This is a genomic window from Mangrovimonas aestuarii, assembly GCF_028767185.1.
Lineage (GTDB): Bacteria > Bacteroidota > Bacteroidia > Flavobacteriales > Flavobacteriaceae > Mangrovimonas_B > Mangrovimonas_B aestuarii.
On sequence record NZ_JARACK010000006.1, the window covers coordinates 178,348 to 199,958 of the forward strand.

General features: G+C 36.6%; 21 protein-coding genes. 7 read left to right on the forward strand and 14 right to left on the reverse strand.

Annotated elements, in window-relative coordinates:
- Positions 1–53 precede the first annotated feature (53 nt).
- The 4 genes from PWU04_RS09440 to PWU04_RS09455 all read right to left on the reverse strand — a co-directional run bounded on the left by PWU04_RS09440 (position 54) and on the right by PWU04_RS09455 (position 4,130).
- Positions 54–1,163, reverse strand: coding sequence for an imelysin family protein (locus tag PWU04_RS09440; protein ID WP_274475846.1), 1,110 nt, complete (start codon positions 1,161–1,163; stop codon positions 54–56).
- A gap of 107 nt (positions 1,164–1,270) precedes the next feature.
- Complete coding sequence (locus PWU04_RS09445) at positions 1,271–2,473, reverse strand: DUF4856 domain-containing protein (protein WP_274475847.1); 1,203 nt, start codon at positions 2,471–2,473, stop codon at positions 1,271–1,273.
- A gap of 134 nt (positions 2,474–2,607) precedes the next feature.
- Positions 2,608–3,471 carry a hydroxymethylglutaryl-CoA lyase gene (locus PWU04_RS09450; RefSeq protein WP_274475848.1) on the reverse strand — a complete coding sequence of 288 codons (864 nt, stop codon included), beginning with the start codon at positions 3,469–3,471 and terminating at the stop codon, positions 2,608–2,610.
- Positions 3,472–3,512: 41 nt separating this feature from the next.
- Entirely contained in the window at positions 3,513–4,130 is a 618-nt protein-coding gene (locus PWU04_RS09455) for a LysE family translocator (protein WP_274475849.1), read from the reverse strand.
- A gap of 114 nt (positions 4,131–4,244) precedes the next feature.
- Between PWU04_RS09455 and PWU04_RS09460 the strand changes: the two genes are divergently transcribed.
- Positions 4,245–5,165, forward strand: a complete 921-nt coding sequence (locus PWU04_RS09460; RefSeq protein WP_274475851.1) for a T9SS type A sorting domain-containing protein — start codon at positions 4,245–4,247, stop codon at positions 5,163–5,165.
- Here the strand turns inward: PWU04_RS09460 and PWU04_RS09465 are convergent.
- Positions 5,151–6,182 (reverse strand): quinone-dependent dihydroorotate dehydrogenase, encoded by a 1,032-nt coding sequence (locus tag PWU04_RS09465; protein ID WP_274475852.1) that lies wholly within the window; start codon positions 6,180–6,182, stop codon positions 5,151–5,153. The genes PWU04_RS09460 and PWU04_RS09465 overlap by 15 nt on opposite strands.
- Positions 6,183–6,276: 94 nt before the next feature.
- On the opposite strand from PWU04_RS09465, the gene pepT reads away from it, so the two are divergent.
- The gene (gene pepT, locus PWU04_RS09470; RefSeq protein ID WP_274475853.1) at positions 6,277–7,521 is read left to right on the forward strand and encodes a peptidase T; all 1,245 of its coding nucleotides are present in this window, start codon (positions 6,277–6,279) and stop codon (positions 7,519–7,521) included.
- 13 nt (positions 7,522–7,534) lie between these two features.
- Positions 7,535–8,131 carry a YdeI/OmpD-associated family protein gene (locus PWU04_RS09475; RefSeq protein ID WP_274475854.1) on the forward strand — a complete coding sequence of 199 codons (597 nt, stop codon included), beginning with the start codon at positions 7,535–7,537 and terminating at the stop codon, positions 8,129–8,131.
- Positions 8,132–8,183: 52 nt separating this feature from the next.
- Here the strand turns inward: PWU04_RS09475 and yajC are convergent, their stop codons facing one another.
- From yajC to PWU04_RS09495, 4 genes are all read right to left on the reverse strand, one after another.
- Entirely contained in the window at positions 8,184–8,477 is a 294-nt protein-coding gene (gene yajC, locus PWU04_RS09480; protein WP_274475855.1) for a preprotein translocase subunit YajC, read from the reverse strand.
- Positions 8,478–8,486: 9 nt separating this feature from the next.
- A complete protein-coding gene (locus tag PWU04_RS09485) occupies positions 8,487–8,993 on the reverse strand; it encodes a DUF1573 domain-containing protein (RefSeq protein WP_274475856.1) in 507 nt (168 codons plus the stop codon).
- 46 nt (positions 8,994–9,039) lie between these two features.
- Positions 9,040–9,984: a transcription antitermination factor NusB gene (gene nusB / locus PWU04_RS09490; RefSeq protein ID WP_274475857.1), complete on the reverse strand. Its 945-nt coding sequence runs from the start codon at positions 9,982–9,984 to the stop codon at positions 9,040–9,042.
- 98 nt (positions 9,985–10,082) lie between these two features.
- A complete protein-coding gene (locus tag PWU04_RS09495) occupies positions 10,083–11,186 on the reverse strand; it encodes a Glu/Leu/Phe/Val dehydrogenase dimerization domain-containing protein (protein WP_274475858.1) in 1,104 nt (367 codons plus the stop codon).
- A 144-nt stretch (positions 11,187–11,330) separates the two neighbouring features.
- On the opposite strand from PWU04_RS09495, the gene PWU04_RS09500 reads away from it, so the two are divergent.
- A complete protein-coding gene (locus PWU04_RS09500) occupies positions 11,331–13,088 on the forward strand; it encodes an ABC transporter ATP-binding protein (protein WP_274475859.1) in 1,758 nt (585 codons plus the stop codon).
- A gap of 67 nt (positions 13,089–13,155) precedes the next feature.
- Positions 13,156–13,536 (forward strand): PUR family DNA/RNA-binding protein, encoded by a 381-nt coding sequence (locus PWU04_RS09505; RefSeq protein ID WP_274475860.1) that lies wholly within the window; start codon positions 13,156–13,158, stop codon positions 13,534–13,536.
- Positions 13,537–13,733: 197 nt separating this feature from the next.
- Here the strand turns inward: PWU04_RS09505 and PWU04_RS09510 are convergent, their stop codons facing one another.
- On the reverse strand, positions 13,734–14,069 hold the full coding sequence (locus tag PWU04_RS09510; protein ID WP_274475861.1) for a tRNA-binding protein: 336 nt from the start codon (positions 14,067–14,069) through the stop codon (positions 13,734–13,736).
- A 45-nt stretch (positions 14,070–14,114) separates the two neighbouring features.
- On the opposite strand from PWU04_RS09510, the gene PWU04_RS09515 reads away from it, so the two are divergent.
- Positions 14,115–14,675: a thioredoxin family protein gene (locus tag PWU04_RS09515; protein WP_274475862.1), complete on the forward strand. Its 561-nt coding sequence runs from the start codon at positions 14,115–14,117 to the stop codon at positions 14,673–14,675.
- Positions 14,676–14,709: 34 nt separating this feature from the next.
- Here PWU04_RS09515 and PWU04_RS09520 read toward each other — a convergent pair whose 3' ends face one another.
- Both PWU04_RS09520 and PWU04_RS09525 read right to left on the reverse strand, forming a co-directional pair.
- Entirely contained in the window at positions 14,710–15,948 is a 1,239-nt protein-coding gene (locus PWU04_RS09520) for a hypothetical protein (protein WP_274475863.1), read from the reverse strand.
- Positions 15,949–16,150: 202 nt separating this feature from the next.
- Positions 16,151–17,083: a peptidylprolyl isomerase gene (locus PWU04_RS09525; RefSeq protein WP_274475864.1), complete on the reverse strand. Its 933-nt coding sequence runs from the start codon at positions 17,081–17,083 to the stop codon at positions 16,151–16,153.
- Positions 17,084–17,496: 413 nt separating this feature from the next.
- On the opposite strand from PWU04_RS09525, the gene PWU04_RS09530 reads away from it, so the two are divergent.
- A complete protein-coding gene (locus PWU04_RS09530; RefSeq protein WP_274475865.1) occupies positions 17,497–18,888 on the forward strand; it encodes an exopolysaccharide biosynthesis polyprenyl glycosylphosphotransferase in 1,392 nt (463 codons plus the stop codon).
- 389 nt (positions 18,889–19,277) lie between these two features.
- On the opposite strand, the gene PWU04_RS09535 is transcribed toward PWU04_RS09530, so the two are convergent.
- Both PWU04_RS09535 and PWU04_RS09540 read right to left on the reverse strand, forming a co-directional pair.
- On the reverse strand, positions 19,278–20,291 hold the full coding sequence (locus PWU04_RS09535) for a glycosyltransferase family 4 protein (protein WP_274475866.1): 1,014 nt from the start codon (positions 20,289–20,291) through the stop codon (positions 19,278–19,280).
- Positions 20,242–21,501: an O-antigen ligase family protein gene (locus PWU04_RS09540; protein WP_274475867.1), complete on the reverse strand. Its 1,260-nt coding sequence runs from the start codon at positions 21,499–21,501 to the stop codon at positions 20,242–20,244. Before PWU04_RS09540 ends, PWU04_RS09535 begins: the two co-directional genes overlap by 50 nt.
- Positions 21,502–21,611: the final 110 nt, after the last annotated feature.

Below are 21,611 nucleotides of genomic sequence, written 5' to 3' on the forward strand. Positions count from 1 at the left end.
ATTCTCACCTATTAGGGTAAGAATCCTATGTTATTCTTTAAATAATTTGTGGATTAGTCCCCATCGCTATCAACGTAATCAACTGATATATTAAAACTTTGAAGCATATCAACTTTCATAAGAATCACATTCTTCTGAAGTTCGTCATAAGCTTCCAACATCAAGGTATTATTTGTTGAAATCTGGGTGAAGAAATTATCGTTAAGCACATTAATTTTATCTTTGGATATGGTAAACTGATTGTTGATTAAAACACTTAAGTCTGTTCCATTTTTAATTTCATTCAAATAATCCAAATAGGTTTTTAAGCTCTCACCTGTACCATTTTCATTGTAATGATTACCATTAAAAACATCTTCAACAGCTTTCAATGCCACTAATGCCAATTCTTTTGAATAAGTTCCACTATAATAACCTTCTACTTTTTCAGGGTAGGTGCTAGTCGTCCAAACACCAGCTGGGTAACCAATTTTATTTTTTCTCAATCCTGTTTCGTAAAAAGCGATATAATCGTTCATCACCTTATTCAACGAGCTGTTTATGGTATTCCCATCATTACTAACAAATTCATTGCGATAATTTGGCCAATTGGCAACAACAGGCTGGGTCAATTCATCCATTCTGTTCACCAAGTCTATCAAATAGTCCTGATAATTTTCTGCCAAAGGATCTGTAGTGTACTTAGCTAGAATAGAAGCTTCATCAGTCGCCACTCCATATAGCAAATAATCCAGCGCAGGAAAACCTACAGCATCGTGATTATTACTGTGACCTAAATCGTAAGTTCCAGTATTTACATTGCTTTCTATCTCCTCAACAGAAGTTGGAAACACATTCATTTGATACCCCAATTGCACCTCATAAGCCTTACCCAAATCATACATGGCGACATATTGCCAAGTTTTATAAGCTTCAAACCAAGCTGTTCTTAAAACATTTAAATTAGTCTGATCTGGAGTCGCCACAAAAGATTCTGCTGCCGATTTTAAAGCTGTTATGTCTGCACCAAAATCTTCATAAGCAGGTATAATGATGTTATCGGCCAAGTTAGCGAGAATAAGACTTCTGTCGTAACCATCGTTGTTAGCTCCACCCGATCCTGAATCAGAATCACATCCAACTAAAATCAGGGCAACAGCTAAAAGCGAAAAAATATACTTCATCGTTATTTTTATTTACTCTAAATAAACGGTGCAAATATAAAAAAGTGGTTGTTGCATTCCTAATGCAACAACCACTAAATTCAAAAATTAAATATAAAATATGTGATTTAGTTTGCTGCTTGCTCAACTGTAAATCCAAATCGGCTAGCGATCTCTCCCGCAATTGCATCCAAAGTTTCTCCTGAAACATCCCAAAATCCGTTGCCACTCATTAAATCAGCTACATAAGCATCTATTTCTTCCTTTGAAAAGTAAGGAGCATTAGTACCTGCTTCTCTGGTAAACTGAAGACTGTACATAAAACCAAATCCTTCAGATAGCTCATGAAAAGCTTTAGCTTGGTTATTAGCTTCAATAGCCTCTTTGCCTCCGTGGAAGTAGTGTACAGCTCTTACAGCTATAACTTTAGAAACGGCTTCTCTAATAATATCTGCCTGCTCATCACGCAAATCGTAATCTTGAGCTACGATGGCAGCACGTCCTAATTTGAAAGCTTCAAAAATATTTTCAGCAACTCCAGTAAAATCCTCGTCACTATCAACTTGGTTAAGGTAAGTATTTAAATAACTGTCTGCATCCAATACTGGTATAGAAGGATTCTGCTCAGCTCCATAAAGGTATCCATAAGCCTCATCCCACTTATGCTCCATAGACGTGTACATTTTACCTTCTTCTAAAGTCTGATCATCATTATTGGCAATATTATCACCTTCATCCAAAACGTTTACACTTAAGTAATTGTTTAAAATCTGATCTGCCATTAAACCTCCTATTAAAGCTTTGGCTACAGCTTGGTTAAGCTCTAACCCTTTTCCATTTACATATCGAACAGATCCACCGCCTGGCTCTTGAATTTGACCAGCAACACCAGCTTCTGCAGTTACCTCCCAATTAGGGAAAACAACTTCTGCTTGTTCTGTAATCCAGGCATCTAGTTCTGATTTAATAGCATTTGCTGCAACAGAATTAGTAGAAAAGTAATCCGATGAGGCAGCGGTTTTACTTCTAATGTTTTTATTGGAAGCGTTTAACGTTTCATCTGAGAAATCTTCATTTCCTGCTTCGTGAGCAAACATTCCCATTAATTGAGACGCCGTAAGTGTGTTATCCTTCAAAGCGTTTTTTAGCTCTTGAGCCATTGCTATCCTGGTTGTTTGGCCTGAAAAATCAACAGTCGAAACACCTTCCCTTGTAAACTCATAGGTTGCAGGAGCTACTAGTTGGTTGTTTGTTGTGTTATCGTCGTCACTGCTACATGAGGTAAATCCAATTGTTACTAATGCACCTAATGCTAATGCTACTTTTTTCATCTTAATTTAGACTTGTTTAAAATAGGTTATTTTGTGCCGCAAAAATAATAGACACTTTTTAAGCAACAAATTTTATTTGGATTAATTTTAAATAAAAAACAGAGAGGACATTATTACCTGCTAATAATCAACGCTTAATGATAAACACTAAAAATCTTGGTTGCCTCATTATAGGCACTTTCAAAACTCATGGCGTTAAGATTATTACTCTTTTTTGAAGTGAAATAAGACAGTAGTTTTTCAGTTGGCATATTACCTGTTAGTTCATCTTTGGCCATTGGACATCCTCCAAAACCCTGGATAGCTCCATCATAACGACGGCACCCAGCTTGGTAAGCTGCATCGATCTTCTCAAACCAAGTAGAAGGCGTTGTATGCAGATGAGCTCCAAACTCTATATTAGGGTAAAGCGGAATTAAATTGGAGAATAAATAAGTAATAGTCTCAGGATCCGAACTACCAATAGTGTCACTCAGTGACAAAATTGTAACACCCATCTTATTTAAGCGTTCTGTCCAATGCCCCACTATATCAACGTTCCATGGATCACCATAAGGATTACCAAAACCCATAGATAAATAAGCAACCACTTGCTTGCCGTGCTTTTCTGCAAGATTGAGGATATCTTGAAGTGTTCCAACAGACTCTTCAATTGTTTTATGAGTGTTTCTCATTTGGAAATTCTCTGAAATAGAAAACGGATAGCCCAAATACTGAATAGCTTCATGTTGACAAGCATCTGTGGCTCCACGTAAATTTGCTATAATAGCCAAAAGTTTACTTGGTGTATTGCTAAGATCTAATTGCGACAGCACTTCTGCTGTGTCGGCCATCTGAGGAATGGCCTTAGGAGACACAAAACTTCCAAAATCAATAGTATCGAAACCTACACGTAACAATGATTGAATATATTGAACCTTTTTTTCGGTTGGAATAAACGCCTTAATACCTTGCATGGCATCTCTGGGACATTCAATAATCTTAACGTTTTCGCTCATAAATCACGTGTAATTTGCCCATAAAAATACTACTATTTTTATTAAAGAAGAATGAAAATCGCAATCCCTACAAACACAACTATTTGCAACCATTTAAGTACAACCCCTACCTTAGAAAATCTTTTTATATAATTGGAAATGGTTCCCGAGAGTATAGCAATTCCAGAAAATATAATCATAGACACTATCATGAATATTCCTCCTAAAACATAAAACTGAACTACTGTCCCTATATTATCACTAAACAAAAAACCCGGAAAAAACGCCAAAAAGAAAATAGAAACCTTTGGGTTTAACACATTCATAATGACCCCTTGTTTATAAAGTTGACCCAAACTTTTTTTGGGTACTGTCATGCCGTTCAAGGAAATTTGAGAATCGTGTCTGAAAACCTTGTAAGCCAGATAAAGTAAATAACCTGCTCCAAATAATTTAATGATAAAAAACAATGCGTCGTTAGATTTTATAATAGCCGACACTCCAAAGGCAACCAATGTCGTATGGACAATACATCCAGAAATAAGTCCACCAACAGTAGCCAAACCACAAGCTTTCCCATGTGTGATACTTTGTAATAAAACATAAATATTATCAGGCCCTGGAGCAATAGCTAATGTCGCAGAAGCGATAATAAACGAAAGCAGAATTTCGTAATTCATATACAATAGGTAACAGCCGTAAATGTAAGACTTTTGTAGTTCACAGACTTTCAATACATGAAAGGTTATAGCTTTTTTACGACCAAATCATGGTAACCACAAAACGTTCTTATTATGTATAAACTACCCTCCTCCAAGAAATCCCTAGTAGTGCTCGCCTTAATTCTTACCTCCCTTTTCACCTACTCCCAAACTACCGTAAATTACACCATTGTATTCAGTAGCCAATGGAATGAATCAGATCATGGGCCACTCCCACCAAACCCACACTGGTCTAAACTAGTAGGTGCTACCCACAATAGTAATGTTGTGTTCCTTAATCCTGGAGATTTGGCTTCACAAGCCATTGAAAATATTGCAGAATTAGGTAATGAGGAACAGCTTAAAATTGATGTGGAACGAGCTATTGTCAATGGTTTTGCAGATCAATTTATTGATGGTAATAACCTAACTACAGCCGATGGTGAAATTGTTATTACTTCCTTGGATGTTGATTTAGAATTCCCTTATTTAACATTAGTTTCAATGATCGCTCCAAGTCCTGATTGGATCATTACCGTACCTAACCTTCCACTATTTAAAAATGGTCAATGGGAGGATTTCATTGTCATCGACCTTTATGTATTCGACGCTGGTACAGATAACGGTCATGACTACACCTCTGAAGATGACGACACCAATCCTCAGCTCCCTATTAGTAGTCTTCAAAATATTTCTCCTTTTAATAATAACAAAGTAGGAACAATGACAATAACTTTAAATGGAACTTTGGGTGTTGGAGAAAGCTTATTTTCTTCAGTTCGTATCTTTCCAAATCCTTCAAGTGGGTTTATAACACTGAGTAATATTCAAAACTTGAACTTGGAATCGCTACATGTATACTCCAGTACAGGGCAACTGGTTTCCACATTTTCAATGGAAAACAAAGAAGGTCAATATCAAATTAACTTAAATGAACTAAGTGCAGGTTTATATTTTCTGGAGTTAAGGGATGCTTCCGGAGAAAAATTGCAACAAAAACTAGTTATCAAGTAAGGTTTTATTAATGCGCTTAACCAAAGCTGGCCCTTCATAAATAAATCCGGTGTATACTTGTACTAGGTCTGCACCGGCTTTTATTTTTTCCAGCGCATCCGCTTCAGAATGGATGCCTCCTACTCCAATAATCGGGAATGCTTTATTGCTTTTTTCAGCAAGGTATTGAATTACCTGGGTACTTTTTTCCTTGATAGGCTGTCCACTAAGTCCGCCATTGCCTATGGCTTCCAACTGAGCGTCAGACGCTAAAAGGCCTTCCCTGCTTACAGAAGTATTACTGGCAATTACCCCGTCAATTTTTGTCTTGGCTACCAACTCGATAATCTCATCCAGTTGAATCGGATTTAAATCTGGAGCAATCTTCAAAAGAATAGGTTTTTGGACATCAAAAGCTGTATTGGCTTTCTGAACTTCCCCAATAAGTTCCTCCAAATAATCCTTATCAGTTAATTTGGCGTGGCTACCCACGTTAGGACAGCTCACGTTCAGAACAAAATAATCTACATAAGGATGTAGTGCTTTGAAACACTCCAAGTAATCAGCAGTATAACCTTCAGGAGTAGTACTGGTGTTTTTACCAATATTCCCTCCTATAATAACTTTGCCTTTATTCTTTTTCAATTGGGCTATAGCGGCTTCTACTCCTTCATTGTTAAAGCCCATGCGGTTAATAATTCCCTTATCATCCTTTAATCTGAACAATCTCTTTTTCGGATTCCCCTCTTGTCCTTTTGGGGTTACGGTTCCTATTTCTATAAATCCAAACCCAAAATTAGCCAACTCATTGTACAAAACAGCATTTTTATCGAACCCTGCCGCCAAACCTACTGGGTTTTTAAAAGTTAACCCAAATAGTTTGCGCTCTAACCTTTTATCATTCACCTGATATATACCACGAATAATGGCAGGCACAAATGGTAATTTGTTTAACAGTTTAACGAGTGAAAAAGTAAAGTGGTGTATACGTTCCGGATCAAAAGAAAAGAGGATAGGGCGTATGAGTAATTTATACATGCTGTAATATTTGCGCAAAATTACTTTTATTTAAAAAACTTACCAATTCAAAAAGCAAAATAATTATTAATAGTATTTTTGAAAAAAAATAAAAATGATAGACAAACAACATATTATCAATCGTTTTACGAGCTATGTAACTGTTGATACTGAATCCGATCCAAATTCCAAAACCACTCCTAGCACCGAAAAGCAATGGGATCTTGCCAACGAATTGGTTAAAGAACTTAAGGCCATTGGAATGCAAGATGTTTCTATTGACGAGCATGCCTACATTATGGCGACGCTGCCAAGTAATGTAGACCATGATGTTCCAACCATTGGGTTTGTATCGCACTTCGATACTACTCCAGATTTTACCGGAGCAAATGTAAAGCCTCAGATTGTAGAGAACTACGACGGAAAGGATATTATCCTAAACGAAAAGGAAAATATTGTCTTATCTCCAGGTTATTTTGAAGATCTACTGTTATATAAAGGACAAACATTAATCACTACAGACGGAACTACCCTTTTGGGGGCCGATGATAAAGCCGGTATCTGTGAGATAGTATCCGCTATGGAATATTTAATCCAGCACCCTGAAATCAAGCACGGTCCTATTCGTGTTGGTTTTACTCCCGATGAGGAAATTGGTCGTGGTGCCCACAAATTTGACGTAGAGAAATTCAATGCTGACTGGGCTTACACTATGGACGGTAGCCAAATTGGTGAATTGGAATACGAAAACTTTAATGCAGCTGGTGCGGTTGTAAAAGTAAAAGGTAAAATTGTACACCCTGGCTACGCAAAAGGAAAAATGGTAAACTCTATGTATATCGCTACGGAATTTATCAACTCGCTTCCTAAAATGGAAACTCCAGAACATACCGATGGTTATCAGGGGTTCTTCCACTTATACAGTATGAAAGGGGAAGTTGAAGAAACTGTGCTTCAGTACATCATTCGCGATCACGATAAAGATCATTTTGAAGCCAGAAAAGAAATGCTTCAAAAATTAACCAATGAGCTTAACATACAATATGGTAATGAGGTGATTAGCATTGAGATTAAAGACCAGTACTACAATATGAAAGAAAAGGTTGAGCCTGTAATGCATATTGTTGACATTGCTGAAGAAGCCATGAAAGAACTAAACATTGAACCTATTATCAAACCTATTCGCGGTGGTACAGATGGTTCTCAATTAAGTTACATGGGATTACCTTGTCCAAATATTTTTGCTGGTGGGCACAATTTCCATGGACGCTACGAATATGTTCCGGTAGAAAGCATCATAAAAGCTACTGAGGTAATTTGTAAGATTGCCGAACTTACAGCTAAAAAATATGCCAACTAAACCTTAGGCTTAAATGAAGAAAGTAAGCTCCGTTGAGGAATATATTGAAGTTCATGAAAAATGGACAGATGCTTTAAGTTTACTGCGTTCTATTTTATTGGAAACAGAGCTAAAGGAAACTTTAAAGTGGAGTGCTCCCGTTTATACCATTAACGGTAAAAATGTTATTGGAATCGGTGCATTTAAAGAACATATGGCTATATGGTTCTTCAACGGAGTTTTTTTAAAAGATGAAAAAGAGCTTTTAGTAAACGCCCAAGAAGGTAGTACAAAAGCACTAAGACAAATGCGATTCACCTCTATAGAGGAGATCAATAAGGCTACGGTTCTGGCCTATACTAAAGAAGCGATTGAAAACCAAAAACAGGGCAAAGAGTTAAAGCCCGATAAGAAAAAAGAGCTTGTCATTCCTAATGAACTTAAAAAGTATTTGGATAGTGATAAAGAAGTTCTAAACTGCTTTAAAGGTTTAACAGCATACAAACAAAGAGAATACGCAGACTATATTAGCTCTGCCAAAAGAGAGGCAACTAAATTAAGTAGGTTGGAGAAAATCGCTCCTATGATACGCTCCGGATTAGGCTTGAATGATAAGTATAAAAATTGTTAAATAAAAAAGCTGCCAAAAGGCAGCTTTTTTATTCTTAGAGTTTAACCCTACTTTATTTCTCCTTTACTGGAGCATTAAGTTTTTTGCTCATTTCCATTGAAACGGCAGATCGGTCAAACTTAATTTTACCAGCCATAGTCTCTATAACACAGCTGTTATCTTTGTCGTTAAGGTCTACTATTTTACCGTGCATACCACTTTTGGTAATCACCTTATCACCACGCTTAAGCTCAGTAGAGAATTTTTTCTCTTGCTTTTGGCGTTTCATTTGTGGTGCAATCATAAAGAAATAAATCACCACAAACATTAAGACAATTGGTAAAAAAGAGCCTATTCCTTCTCCCATAGCTTTTTACTATTGTACGTGTTTAACTTCAGCTTTTCCTGCTGTTGGAGCTGGTTTTTCTGGAGCATTAGGATCTGGCTTTACAAAAGCACTAATCTTAACAGTTTCCTTACCTGCTTTGGTGTTAGAAGTAACTGTAATAACCTTAGAAACTTTGTTTCTTCCTTTTCCGTTAAACTTAACTGTAAATTGTCCTGTCTCTCCTGCTGCCAATGGCTCTGAACTCCAGTCTTTTGGAATTGTACATCCACAAGAACTCTTGATGTTAGTGATTACTAAAGGAGCTTCACCTGTGTTCTTGTACGAGAACACAGTTTCTACAGGAGTTCCTGATTCGATTTCACCAAAGTCATGATCAACTTTGTCGAATTCGATAACAGGATACTTCTCAGCATTTGCATCACGTTCTGCAGCTTGAGCTACGTTTTCTTCGTTTACTTTTTTAGACGCATCGTCTTTGCAAGATGTAAAAGCGATTAAACATAGTGCGCTTAATCCTAATATCACTTTTTTCATAATAAAAATTTTTTATTCGGGACGTAAAAGTAACAATTATTTTTGACTACATCAATCCTCGCCCAATTTTATTTAATTTTCCTTCCTCTTGATACTCTTTTACCAATTTATCAAGTATTCCATTAATAAAAATACTACTCTTTGGCGTTGAATATTCCTTGGCAATCTCTAAATATTCGTTAATGGTTACCTTAGCTGGAATAGATGGGAAGTTTTGCAATTCGCAAACCGCCATCATCAATAAAATGTGGTCTATTTCAGCGATTCTATCAGCATCCCAGTTATTGGTCTTTCTTTCTATTTCCTTATGCAATTCAGACTGTTTTAAAATGGTCTTCTTAAACAGGTCTATTGCAAACTGCTTATCATCAATGTCCTTATATAGTTTAGGCACAAAATGGGTTTCACCCGAGCTAGGCTTCACCTTGCGCAGCAACTTTAAAATAGTTGTGTTTACAATTGGTAGATCGTCTAACCAAGTTAAATTAGCGTCTTCTAAATAATCATAAAGCTTTTCGTTAGGCGCTATGATGTCTTTATATACCTCAATAATGAAATTCTTATCCTCTTTAAAGTCAGAGGTACGTGTTTGCATATAATCACTAAACAGTTCGCTATTTCGAATTTCCTTGAAAAAGATATCAATATATTCGTTATCCAACTCCCAATTCTTTGCATTGTAACGATCTATAGATTCTGACAACAAGTTATTCTCGTTAAGCATTTGGAGAACTTCGTTGTTGACAAACTTCTTATTGGGGTTTCTATCGGCTTCTGTGGCTAAGTGTTTTTTTTGGGTCTTGTCCATATGGTCCTGAGCCATTTTCTGAACTTCAGTTAAAGTGGACAACATTAGAAGGTACAACTTGTACATGTTATCAATGCTGTACAATAGGAACTTTTGGTCTTTTCCAAAATCGTCGCTTTCATGACCATTAAAAGCGTAAATGGATTGCATTACTTTAATCCTGATGTGTCTTCTGTTTAACATACTTACAAAGAACTTTTAACCACGTTTATTTGAATAAAGAGGCGAAAGTGACACCTCACTTTCGCCTCGCAAAAATACTATATTTTTAAAGATTCAGCTTATTTAGACTGCTCTTTTTTTCTAGCTTCAATTCTATTTTGAGCCACATTCAATGCCGCTTGGTGCGTTGTAATGTGGTTTGCTTCTGCATTAGTCAAGATCTCTAAAGTGGTGTTATAGATATTCTCTGTTTTACGCATGGTTTCTTTCTTGTCGTAACCTTCCAATTCAGCATATACGTTGATCAGTCCACCTGCATTAATCAAGAAATCAGGAGCGTAAACAATACCCATTTCCTGAAGCATTTTACCATGTTTATCCTCATCTGCCAATTGATTGTTAGCAGCACCCGCTATAACTTGGGCTTTTAACTTACTAATAGTAGCATCGTTTACCGTAGCACCTAAAGCACAAGGCGCGTAGATATCCATATCTTCACTATAAAGATCTGCTCCAGTATAAATAGTAGCACCATACTTGCTACTTACTTCTTCTAAACGCTCTTGGTTAATATCAGAAATAACAACCTTAGCACCTTCGTTGGTCAAATGCTCAACTAATGATTCTCCTACGTGACCAATACCTTGTACAATTACTTTTTTGTCCTCAAGTATATCAGACCCAAATTTATACTTAGCTGCGGCTTTCATTCCCATAAATACACCGTAAGCAGTAATTGGCGATGGGTTACCCGATCCTCCTCTGCTTTCAGAAATACCTGTAACATATGGAGTTACATCACGTACAGTATCCATATCTGCAGTTTCCATTCCAACATCTTCAGCAGTAATGTAACGTCCGCTTAAAGAGTGAACAAACTCTCCAAACTTACGCATAAGTTCAGGGTTCTTTTGAGTTTTTGCATCTCCGATAATCACGGCTTTACCTCCACCCAAGTTTAATCCAGAAACGGCTGCCTTGAAAGTCATTCCACGAGAAAGACGTAACACATCGTTAAGTGCTTCCCACTCATTGTTATAGTTCCACATTCTGGTACCTCCTAAAGCTGGTCCCAATACCGTATTGTGAATACCTATTATTGCTTTTAAACCTGTATATTTGTCGTGGCAAAACACAACTTGTTCATGGTTATCAAAAGAAAGTTGCCCAAATACTGGATCAACTTTGTGTAGATCGTTTGAGTTAATAACGTCTGCTATCATTTAATAATTTTTTAAATTAATACGCTGTGTTTAAAGAGTTTCAAAAAACAACGCGCAAAATTAATCCAATATTAGGAATTACACAAAAAAAACGCTATTAAATGAGAATTTTTTAACAGCAGACATCACCAATACCCCTTGTAGATGAGAGAATTACAACACCTTAATAAATACTTCCTTAAATACAAACAAAAGCTTGTTGTAGGCATTATTATTACTATAGTCGCAAGAATATTCCTTTTATTCACGCCTCGACTTATTAATAAACTATTTAAAGTAATAGAAGATTATCAAAATAATCCATCTCCAAATACGGCAGCCTTTAAATCCGATATGGCTCAAATTATCCTCTACATTATTGGAGCTGCCATTATTGCTGGCCTTCTAACTTTTTTAATGAGACAGACCATAATTAATGTGTCTCGTTATATTGAATTCGATCTGAAGAACGAAGTTTACCAACAATACCAAAAACTTTCATTGAACTTCTATAAGAAGAACCGTACAGGTGACTTAATGAACCGTATTAGTGAAGACGTTGGTAGGGTTCGTATGTATGCTGGACCAGCTATTATGTACTCCATTAATACTGTAACACTGTTTGTTATCGCTTTAATATTCATGTTCAATGAAGCCCCAAAACTAACTCTATATACCATTTTACCGCTACCTATTCTTTCGGTAATCATTTACAAATTGAGTAAAACAATCCATAAGCGAAGTACAATCGTACAGGAGTATCTTTCAAAGTTAAATACGTTCACACAAGAAAGCTTTAGTGGTATTGCCGTAATAAAAGCTTATGGGATAGAACCCCAAACCGCTACTGATTTTGAAGATCTCTCAGAACAAAGCAAGCAGAAACAACTCAACCTAACAAAAGTACAAGCTTGGTTTTTCCCCATGATGATTCTTTTAATAGGAGCCAGTAACCTTTTGGTAATTTACATTGGAGGAATGCTGTATATCAATGGAGAAATTGAGAGTTTAGGGACTATTGCAGAATTTATTATATATGTTAACATGCTAACTTGGCCGGTAGCTACCGTAGGTTGGGTTACCTCCATCGTCCAGCAAGCCGAAGCATCCCAAAAACGTATCAATGCCTTTCTAAAGCTGGAACCAGAAATCAGTAACACGGTAACTAACAGCACACCGATTAAGGGAGATATAGAGTTCAAGAATGTATCTTTCACTTACGATGATACCAATATCCAAGCCTTAAAAAATATAAGCTTTAAAATTCCTAAGGGAAAAACCTTAGCGATTATTGGCAAGACCGGTTCTGGTAAATCCACTATTTTAGATCTTATTGGTAGGCTATACGATGTAAGCCAAGGTGAAATCATGATCGATGGAATACCTTTACCAAAATTAAACTTAACCGACTTGAGACAAAGCATTGGATATGTACCTCAGGATGCTTTTTTGTTTTCCGATACCATTAGAAATAACATTAAATTTGGAAAGAACAATGCAACAGACGAAGAAGTCATTGAAGCTGCAAAAAATGCCCACGTTCACAAAAACATCGTAAAATTCACCAAAGATTACGATACCGTATTGGGAGAAAGAGGAATTACCCTATCTGGGGGGCAAAAGCAACGTGTTTCTATTGCCAGGGCAATAATTAAAAATCCTAAAATTCTGTTATTTGATGACTGTCTTTCAGCTGTCGACACCGAAACCGAGGAGAAAATCTTAAAAAACCTAAGTAAAATATCTAAAGACAGGACCACTGTTATTGTAAGTCACAGAATATCATCCGCCAAAAACGCTGATTATATTTTGGTTCTCGATGATGGAGAAATTGTTCAAGAAGGATCGCACGAAATACTAATAAACATTGATGGTTATTATAAAACCCTTTACCTAAAACAGCTTACAGAAAAAGAAATGTAACAAAATGTTTGTTCTTTATATTTTTTTTTAGATTTTTGGTGCGTATAATTTAATTCTTATCTAAAATATGAGTACTAACGATATGATGGAGAAAGAGGAAATTTTTTCTAAAGTATTAAGAGCAGGAAGACGTACCTATTTCTTTGATGTAAGAGCCACAAAAGCAGGTGATTATTACCTAACCATCACTGAAAGTAAAAAATTCACTAACGAAGACGGATCGTTCCACTACAAAAAGCATAAAATTTATCTTTACAAAGAAGACTTCACAGAATTTAAGTCCATCCTTAATGAAATGACAGACTATATTGTTGATGAGAAGGGTATGGAAGTAATCAGTGAGCGCCACCAAAGCGATTACAAAAAGGACTTTTATGACGAAAGTGAAACTGTTGGAGCTCACAATACAACCGAAAGCTTTACAGATGTAAGCTTCGATGACATCTAATCGTTATAATTTTTAGTATTATAAAATATAGCGCCTCCTTTTGGAGGCGTTTTTTTTAAGATATGTTATTACTTATTCCTGACAGTTATAAAATACCAACTTACAGGAAACTGTCTACTTGATAAACTTCTTTTAACTCACAAAACTCCAATCAACACGCCTTAATCTAAAATTCAATATCGGAATTTGTAAATTCACTACCCTACACTTGTTCCATTTTTCACTTTTTCTTCAGGCTTCAAAAGCATCACATCTTCTCCATTTACAGCACCAACCACCAAACATTCACTCATGAAATTGGCAATTTGCTTCTTAGGGAAATTGATAATAGCTACAATCTGTTTCTTTAAAAGGTTTTCTTTAGTATATAATGTAGTAATTTGGGCAGACGATTTCTTAATTCCCAAATCTCCAAAATCAATTGTTAACTGGTAAGCTGGTTTTATGGCTTTAGGAAAATCATCTACAGCTATTATTGTTCCTACGCGCAGATCTACTTTGGTAAAATCTTCAAAATTTATAGTTTCGCTCATAGCTCAAAAGTATTATTTTTTACGAACTTTGAAAAAACAACAAACATGGCTAGAACACCTTCAAACATGCTACCGTTGGGCACTAAAGCCCCTGATTTTTCGTTGACAGATACAGTAAGCGGCAATATACTATCGTTGCAACAAACCAAAGGGAAACATGCCACCTTAATCATGTTTATATGTAACCATTGCCCGTTTGTAAAACATGTTAATGCTGAAATTGCAAAACTTGCAAAATATTACTTTGAAAAAGGTGTTAAATGTATTGCTATATCAAGCAATGATGTAGAAAACTACCCTGACGATGCTCCAGACAAAATGGCAAATAACGCTAGAGAACAAGGTTTTATTTTCCCTTACTTATACGACGACACCCAAGAAATTGCCAAAGCTTATGATGCCGCTTGTACACCAGACTTTTATTTATTCGACAGGGATTTAACCCTTGTATATCGTGGCCAACTCGATGATTCCCGCCCAGGAAATGATATCCCAATAACAGGAAACGATATACGCAATGCGATTGATAATCTTCTAGCCAATAATCCTATATCTCAAAATCAAAAACCGAGTATTGGTTGCAATATTAAATGGAAAACCTCTTAAGTCCTCAAGGTAGAAATACATCTGAATCTTTTTTCTAAAAATAGAACATAAACCCAAAGCTAATCCGCATGGCATCTCTGGATCTGTTCTCAGAAACATTAATATTATTTATTAAACCACTATAGTTAAAGTGTTTAACACCGTAATCCAGTTCCAGGCCAAAAGTCATTCGTTTGTATGGATCATACATCAAATTCACAATACCGTAATAATGGTAATTTCTTACATTTCCATCAAAATGAATTAAATCAGGAGAAATATCTGTAGCAAGGATAAAACGCTCCATATCTTCCAAATTAAATTGAGTATATCCAAAAACAACATTAGTGTGGAGTTTTTTGGTAATAAAATACTCATATGTTGCCCAACCTCCATATGCAGGAGTCGCATTAAAGTCACCTCTTGTTGTTGGATAGCCATCATAACCTAAACCAGCAACACTGGTCATATATGCTGTTATACCTTTGCCCCCAACCAACTGATACTGAAAAATTCCTTTATTCTTAGTATATTTTCCACTTAGCGAAAATCCGTAACCTACAAAACCATCTATTTCATCATTTAGTTTATAACGAATATACCTGAGAATTCCTGCCAAACGTATATGCCCCCAGCCCTTTTTATGTTGAATCGAAGAAGTAAAATCTGGGGTAACCTGTCTAGCATCCTCAACTAACGGTTCCAAATCGTCATAATTAAGATAATCCGTAATAGGTGCCTCTAAACTCAAAGTGTAATTCCAATTCTGGTTACTCAAACTGTTCATGTATTTTAGATGTGGCGAGCGAATCCAAACTCCAGAAGGAGGTCCTTCCCACTCCATTATATTAGGCCAAAGCACCTCATCTCCAAAGTTATTCCAGTTCTGCCCTATCTGCCAATGTTTGGTTTCTATATAGGCTTTTCGCAATCGCATTCTACCATCACCCCCCCAAAAATCGAATTCAACTACCGCCTTAATAACCTGACCATCGTCAAGGGCATAGTAAGTATCGAACTTAATTTGGGTCTGATATAGATCCATTTGAAAGCTCTTTTCATCATCATCGCCAAATACACTAATAAGCCCTACGTTAAAGGTTTCATTATCCTGCAAGCCTCCAAATACGTCAAAATAGCCATTTAACTTCATGTTAGCCCCCAAACTGGATTGAAAACGTGGAATTCCATTTATTGAATCCTTAGATGTAACTGTAAAGAAACGGTCTTGGGATTGTACTGTGGCAGAGAATAAAAAGCACACAGCAAAAAAAAATATAGAAGCACTCTTCATGACAGATATTTTCCCTGAAGTTAATTAAACCCTCCCAAAAACACCGTACAAAACTGACAAACAACGAATTAAAAAGACAAATATCAAAATCCCCTCATGGCTATACTTAAAAAAAAGAGAGCAACTAACTAGCTGCTCTCACTTCTTATATTACATTGAAATAAAATGCTTTATGCAATTCATTTTAAATTATTTGTAAATCTTACTTTACATTCATCAACTCTACATCGAAAATCAAAGTAGCATTAGGTGGAATAACCCCTCCTGCACCTCTGGCGCCATATCCTAAATCGCTAGGAATAACCAAGCGAGCCTTATCGCCTACTTTAAGTAATTGCAAACCTTCATCCCAACCTGGAATAACTTGACCAACACCAACTGTAAACTCCAATGGCTGATTTCTTTTGTAAGAAGAATCGAAAACAGTACCATCAGCTAACTGGCCTTTATAATGTACAGAAACTGTTTTACCTTTTTCTGCTTTAACGCCACTTCCTTCCTGAAGGATCTGGTAACGTAATCCGCTATCGGTTTTTTGGAAACCTGTAGCCAATTTATCCAATTCTGCCTCACGAGCTTGTTTCTCTTCAGCTATACGTCTTTCGCGAGCACCTTCAAATGTTCTAAACGCTTCTACAGCATGAAACGCTTCTGCAGCTTCACCTACGCGAATAATTTCAAGCGATTCAATAGTATCGTCTTGAGCAATTGCATCAACCACATCCTGCCCTTCTGTCACTTTCCCAAAAACAGTATGATTCCCATCTAACCAAGGCGTTTCTACGTGAGTTATAAAAAACTGGCTCCCATTGGTTCCTGGTCCTGCATTCGCCATAGACAGTACGCCTGGTCCATCGTGCTTTAAGTCTGGGTGGAACTCATCATCAAACTGATACCCTGGATTACCCGTACCTGTCCCTAATGGACATCCTCCCTGAATCATAAAGTCTGGAATAACTCTATGAAACTTTAATCCATCATAATAAGGCTTCCCTTGAGGTTTTGCTGAATTCTCCAAATTTCCTTCGGCCAAGGCAACAAAGTTCCCAACCGTTCCCGGTGTTTTCTCATATTCTAAAGCAACTAAGATGTCACCTTTGCTGGTATTGAATTTTGCGTATAATCCGTCTTGCATATGCTTGTATTTTAATTGACCGCAAATTTACAACAATTGTGCCGTTGACAAAACGGCAGTTTTTTCTGCTAGTCATGAAATTATAACTAATATAGTTTTACACCCCATTGTATCCCCCTTATATCAATTTCATCTTTTAACAAACAGATGATGATTATACTGGCTAAAACTAGAATAACAATTACAAACACAGAGTTATGATAATTGCCCTACTAGTTGTATTGATTATTCATTTCAATATTCCAGAAACATCATCCTTAAGACTTACATACTTTACCCTATAGCAATCCAATATTCCAAAATATCAAAGTAACAAGCAAAATCACCGACCAATCCTCTCTATTTTACGTCAACCTACCTTGTGGGTTTCATTTCATCCCACTATATTTAACTTTGTAAATCCAACCAAAAAAATGACCAAACGAAACTGGCACTTTAACATCTCTGAGCGAAAAATACTCCTTCGGCTTTTTGATATTACATTTGTATTGTGCCTGCTTCACCTTATAGGGAGTTATTTTCATTTTAACTATTTTTCCATATCTACAGATAATTGGGTTTGGATATTTGTACTCATGTTATACATCACCATTTTTGGGACTGTTTTTGAAATGTACGATCTAAAAAAATCCAGTGAGCTCTATAGAGTGTTCATAAACATCGTGCTTACCGCTACTTTAACCGTTGGTTTTTATTTGATGACACCATTCTGGACACCTTTTCTACCAGAAAAACGCCTACATATTCTATATTTCTATTTGGCAATCATCTCTGGGCTCTTCCTTTGGCGGTTAGGTTACATCTATTTGGTTAGCACTCCCCGATTTTATAAACGGGTTTTGTTCGTAGGCGATTTACAAAACACCGGTCAGTTGATTTTAGCTTTAGAAAAAGCCGACCCCAACTACCATATTATAGGTTCGGTTTGTTCCCAAACCATGACAAAAAAACCACTGAACGGGAGTTCGTTTGAAGGCTATCAAAATCTCCCCATCACCGAGGTGGTGCATTTAGAAAATGTATCGGAAGTAATTATTACCAATTCAGGAATAGACGACCTACATCCACATGTCTACAATGACCTTATGTCTCTTATGGATCATGGCATTCCCATTAAGGAATACAATAAAGTGTATGAGGATATGACCTACCGCCTTCCGGTGCACACTATGGGGAATGAATTTTACAAACACCTACCCTTCAGCCGTAGTAATTACAATGCGTTGTATCAGTTTTTCCAAAGACTTACAGACATTATTGTAAGTTGCTTGGGGCTATTAGTAATGGTAATACTGCTTCCTTTTATCTTCGCGATTAATCTTGTTGCAAACCGCGGACCACTGTTTTACATCCAAGACCGTGTTGGGCGATTTGGAAAAACGTTCAAAATCATCAAGTTTAGAACCATGATCCCTGAAGCCGAACCCAACGGCCCACAATGGACAACTAAAAATGATAAAAGAGTAACACCATTCGGGAAACTAATGCGTGGATTAAGAATGGACGAAATTCCTCAGTTCATTAACGTGATGAAGGGAGAAATGAGCCTGATAGGTCCAAGACCTGAGCGCCCTGAATTTGTTAAAGAATTATCACAATCCATTCCTTTTTATGATACTCGCCATGTCATTCCTCCCGGACTTACGGGTTGGTCGCAAGTCAATGTGCGCTTCGGTTCCTCCGTAGAAGCAAGTATGCTAAAATTGCAATACGATCTGTACTACATTAAACACCGCGATTTCTTTTTAGATATCAACATTATGGTAAAAACCCTTACTACTGTGCTGTTTTTTAGAGGACAGTAGCTATTTATCACATAGCATTAAGAACAAAGTATTGATAAGGTGAAAGATAAAAAAGGGGGACTTTTCTGAAGAACCTAGACCGCGTTACTGATAGATAATAGAATATAGACTTGATTATTCAAAAAATTTAGCAATCTACAAACATCAACCGTAAATCTGTTGATTCGGGATTGATTAGTTCGTTAATTTGAAGTACAAACTTTTCCTAAACGTCACTGCGAGGCTAACAAGCGAACGCAGTCTCACCTGCATTTAAACAGAGTAATACATAAAGTCAGCTCACATAGTCATTCTGCCAGTTCTTTTCCTAGCTTTATCTGCCTGCCACCTTAACAATTTAAGTTATTTAGGCAGAAGGTTCGAGAACAAGCCTGACTTAATACTTGATACTAACTACATAATACCTCTTTCCAAAGCCCCTTAACAACCTCCCAATCATAGTCTTCCACTTTTTTACGAGCCGCCAGAGCTAGAGATTCTGTCAACGTACTATCTCCATGCAATCTCAAAATAGCATCAGCCATGGCCTCTTCGTCATTAGCAGGAACTAACAAGCCTTCTTTATTATCTTCTATCAAATAAGGCATCCCACCAACATTCGTAGATACAATAGGTAACCCTAAAGCCATAACTTCAATTACACTAACCGGCATATTATCAAAGTTGGTAGTATTGATAAACACATTGTATTCTTTTGCCAACGTTGTCCATTCCTTTTTACTGAGTTTACCCGTAAACTTTACTGTTACTCCCAATGTATTTGCCAAAGCCTTAACCCCAGCCAAGCTCCCATCACTATCAGGGCCAACCATACATAACTCAGTAGTATAACCACTATCTTTTAAGATTTTTAAAACCTTAACTGCCATAGCTGGATTATATATATTTGAAAACGACCTTACCCACAACAATTTTATTGATGATATGTTACGTAACAAAAATGGGTAATCTTCTATATGTAATGCATTTGGAATAAAGATCACATTTTTATAACCATAGCTTGCAAATGCCTCCTGTAAATACCGTGATGGCGAAACCATTGCATAGGCGTGCTTAAAAATGAGTTTTGACAAATAAGGGTTCCTCTTTAAGCGATAAGGTAAGTTGCCGCCATTTAAACTGGGAATGTATTTTAAGTTTAATAACCTACAACATTGACCTACTATTAAGGCATAATAAAAGTTTTGTGTGCTATAAGTATCTATTATAACCCTATCAGCTTTTTTGGCATGAATAAAACAACTTCCAACCATATCCAACAACCTAAACAACTTGTTATTTTTAGTTGAAGCATACCATACCCCATAGCCTTCATTTTCTAATTGGGCACCGTGCAACTGTATGGAAGACACATTAGCCTTGGAGTTGCTTAATCTGTTTCCTATGTAAAGTAGGTTTCTCATTGGTTACATTCACTAAAGATAAAGCGTATAAAAAAGCGGGAGCAGCAATACGCATCCCTGAATGGTTAATCGTTGCAAACCAAAAGGCTAAAAAAGCATAGAAATACAGGCTCTTTTTATTTCTAGTTCTATAAGATAATGGTTTAAATATCAGTATTAAAAGTATTATTATTCCAAAAAAACCATGTTCAGACAACAAGCGCCCTACTTCATTATGAGACGGCAATTCATGCCCATCCCGTTCAACTCTAATGTCTTTTACTCTGCTAGCTCCTATCCCTAAAAATGGACTACTCAAAAAACCATCAACCTCTTCCATAAACAAATCCACCCTACCTGTAGCAATATCATTCTTTTCACGGCCTAAAGCATCTTCATTTGCATAGCGTTTGTCTATCAATCCTTTCGTTTGAGCAGAACTTATAGTCCAAGTGACCATAATAGCGACAGTAAAAAGGAAAAAAGAGCCCATTATTTGATTTTTACGATGATATGACGCTTTCATATACATCACCATTAAAAATGCAGCCACTACAATAATAGCAGCAAACACTCCTCCCCTACTAAAAGTCACAATCGCTCTAAAAGTCATTGCTCCTAAAATAGCCAGATTTAGTAATTTAAGAAAAAAAGTAGGAGACTGCATAAACAAACGAACCACCATTGCAAACATCCCAAGTCCTAAAGCTGTTGACACTTGATTGGGTCCAAACCCTCCAGAAGCTGCCGCATTAGAAGCCGTACCAGACAGCACATCTTTTACACTGGGGTTGTAAAGGAATAAATAAGTAGTTGTTGCAATACATGGTAACGCAAGATAGAGAATTACATCCAGTATTTGTTTATGAGTTACTTTTCTATCATAACAAAACAATGCTGCAATTCCCAAACATACCGGTCCACTGAGTACAAAGGCTATGTTAGTCCTAAAATTAGCACCGAAGCTTAACGTTACTGAAGCTACTAATATGGCCGGAACTAATAAAATTAAGTATAAAAAATAGGGATACCCCTTCCCTGAGACTCCTTTGAAAAATATCCCCATCAAAGTGAATAGAATCACTAAATATTTAGAAGCCTCATAAGCCAAGCCTCCTTTTGTCATTCTAAACAGTATCTCGGCACCAGAAAAATAGGCACAGGCAAGCAATATTTCATAAGTCTTCTCCTTATCAGAGGCTGCTACAATATTCCAGATAAAGTATAACATTATTATAAGGAAAAACAGCTTCGCCAGCGGCTCCATCACAAAAAAAGCCCCCCCCATTCCAATATGCATTAGCACCAAGGAGATGTAATTGTCTTTTGTATATTTTCGTG

Bases quoted from the DNA above. Each gene is read 5' to 3' on its own strand.
- PWU04_RS09440 (WP_274475846.1), bottom strand. From the start codon at position 1,163: ATGAAGTATATTTTTTCGCTTTTAGCTGTTGCCCTGATTTTAGTTGGA.
- PWU04_RS09445 (WP_274475847.1), bottom strand. From the start codon at position 2,473: ATGAAAAAAGTAGCATTAGCATTAGGTGCATTAGTAACAATTGGATTT.
- PWU04_RS09450 (WP_274475848.1), bottom strand. From the start codon at position 3,471: ATGAGCGAAAACGTTAAGATTATTGAATGTCCCAGAGATGCCATGCAA.
- PWU04_RS09455 (WP_274475849.1), bottom strand. From the start codon at position 4,130: ATGAATTACGAAATTCTGCTTTCGTTTATTATCGCTTCTGCGACATTA.
- PWU04_RS09460 (WP_274475851.1), top strand. From the start codon at position 4,245: ATGTATAAACTACCCTCCTCCAAGAAATCCCTAGTAGTGCTCGCCTTA.
- PWU04_RS09465 (WP_274475852.1), bottom strand. From the start codon at position 6,182: ATGTATAAATTACTCATACGCCCTATCCTCTTTTCTTTTGATCCGGAA.
- pepT (WP_274475853.1), top strand. From the start codon at position 6,277: ATGATAGACAAACAACATATTATCAATCGTTTTACGAGCTATGTAACT.
- PWU04_RS09475 (WP_274475854.1), top strand. From the start codon at position 7,535: ATGAAGAAAGTAAGCTCCGTTGAGGAATATATTGAAGTTCATGAAAAA.
- yajC (WP_274475855.1), bottom strand. From the start codon at position 8,477: ATGGGAGAAGGAATAGGCTCTTTTTTACCAATTGTCTTAATGTTTGTG.
- PWU04_RS09485 (WP_274475856.1), bottom strand. From the start codon at position 8,993: ATGAAAAAAGTGATATTAGGATTAAGCGCACTATGTTTAATCGCTTTT.
- nusB (WP_274475857.1), bottom strand. From the start codon at position 9,984: ATGTTAAACAGAAGACACATCAGGATTAAAGTAATGCAATCCATTTAC.
- PWU04_RS09495 (WP_274475858.1), bottom strand. From the start codon at position 11,186: ATGATAGCAGACGTTATTAACTCAAACGATCTACACAAAGTTGATCCA.
- PWU04_RS09500 (WP_274475859.1), top strand. From the start codon at position 11,331: ATGAGAGAATTACAACACCTTAATAAATACTTCCTTAAATACAAACAA.
- PWU04_RS09505 (WP_274475860.1), top strand. From the start codon at position 13,156: ATGAGTACTAACGATATGATGGAGAAAGAGGAAATTTTTTCTAAAGTA.
- PWU04_RS09510 (WP_274475861.1), bottom strand. From the start codon at position 14,069: ATGAGCGAAACTATAAATTTTGAAGATTTTACCAAAGTAGATCTGCGC.
- PWU04_RS09515 (WP_274475862.1), top strand. From the start codon at position 14,115: ATGGCTAGAACACCTTCAAACATGCTACCGTTGGGCACTAAAGCCCCT.
- PWU04_RS09520 (WP_274475863.1), bottom strand. From the start codon at position 15,948: ATGAAGAGTGCTTCTATATTTTTTTTTGCTGTGTGCTTTTTATTCTCT.
- PWU04_RS09525 (WP_274475864.1), bottom strand. From the start codon at position 17,083: ATGCAAGACGGATTATACGCAAAATTCAATACCAGCAAAGGTGACATC.
- PWU04_RS09530 (WP_274475865.1), top strand. From the start codon at position 17,497: ATGACCAAACGAAACTGGCACTTTAACATCTCTGAGCGAAAAATACTC.
- PWU04_RS09535 (WP_274475866.1), bottom strand. From the start codon at position 20,291: ATGAGAAACCTACTTTACATAGGAAACAGATTAAGCAACTCCAAGGCT.
- PWU04_RS09540 (WP_274475867.1), bottom strand. From the start codon at position 21,501: ATGTTATACTTTATCTGGAATATTGTAGCAGCCTCTGATAAGGAGAAG.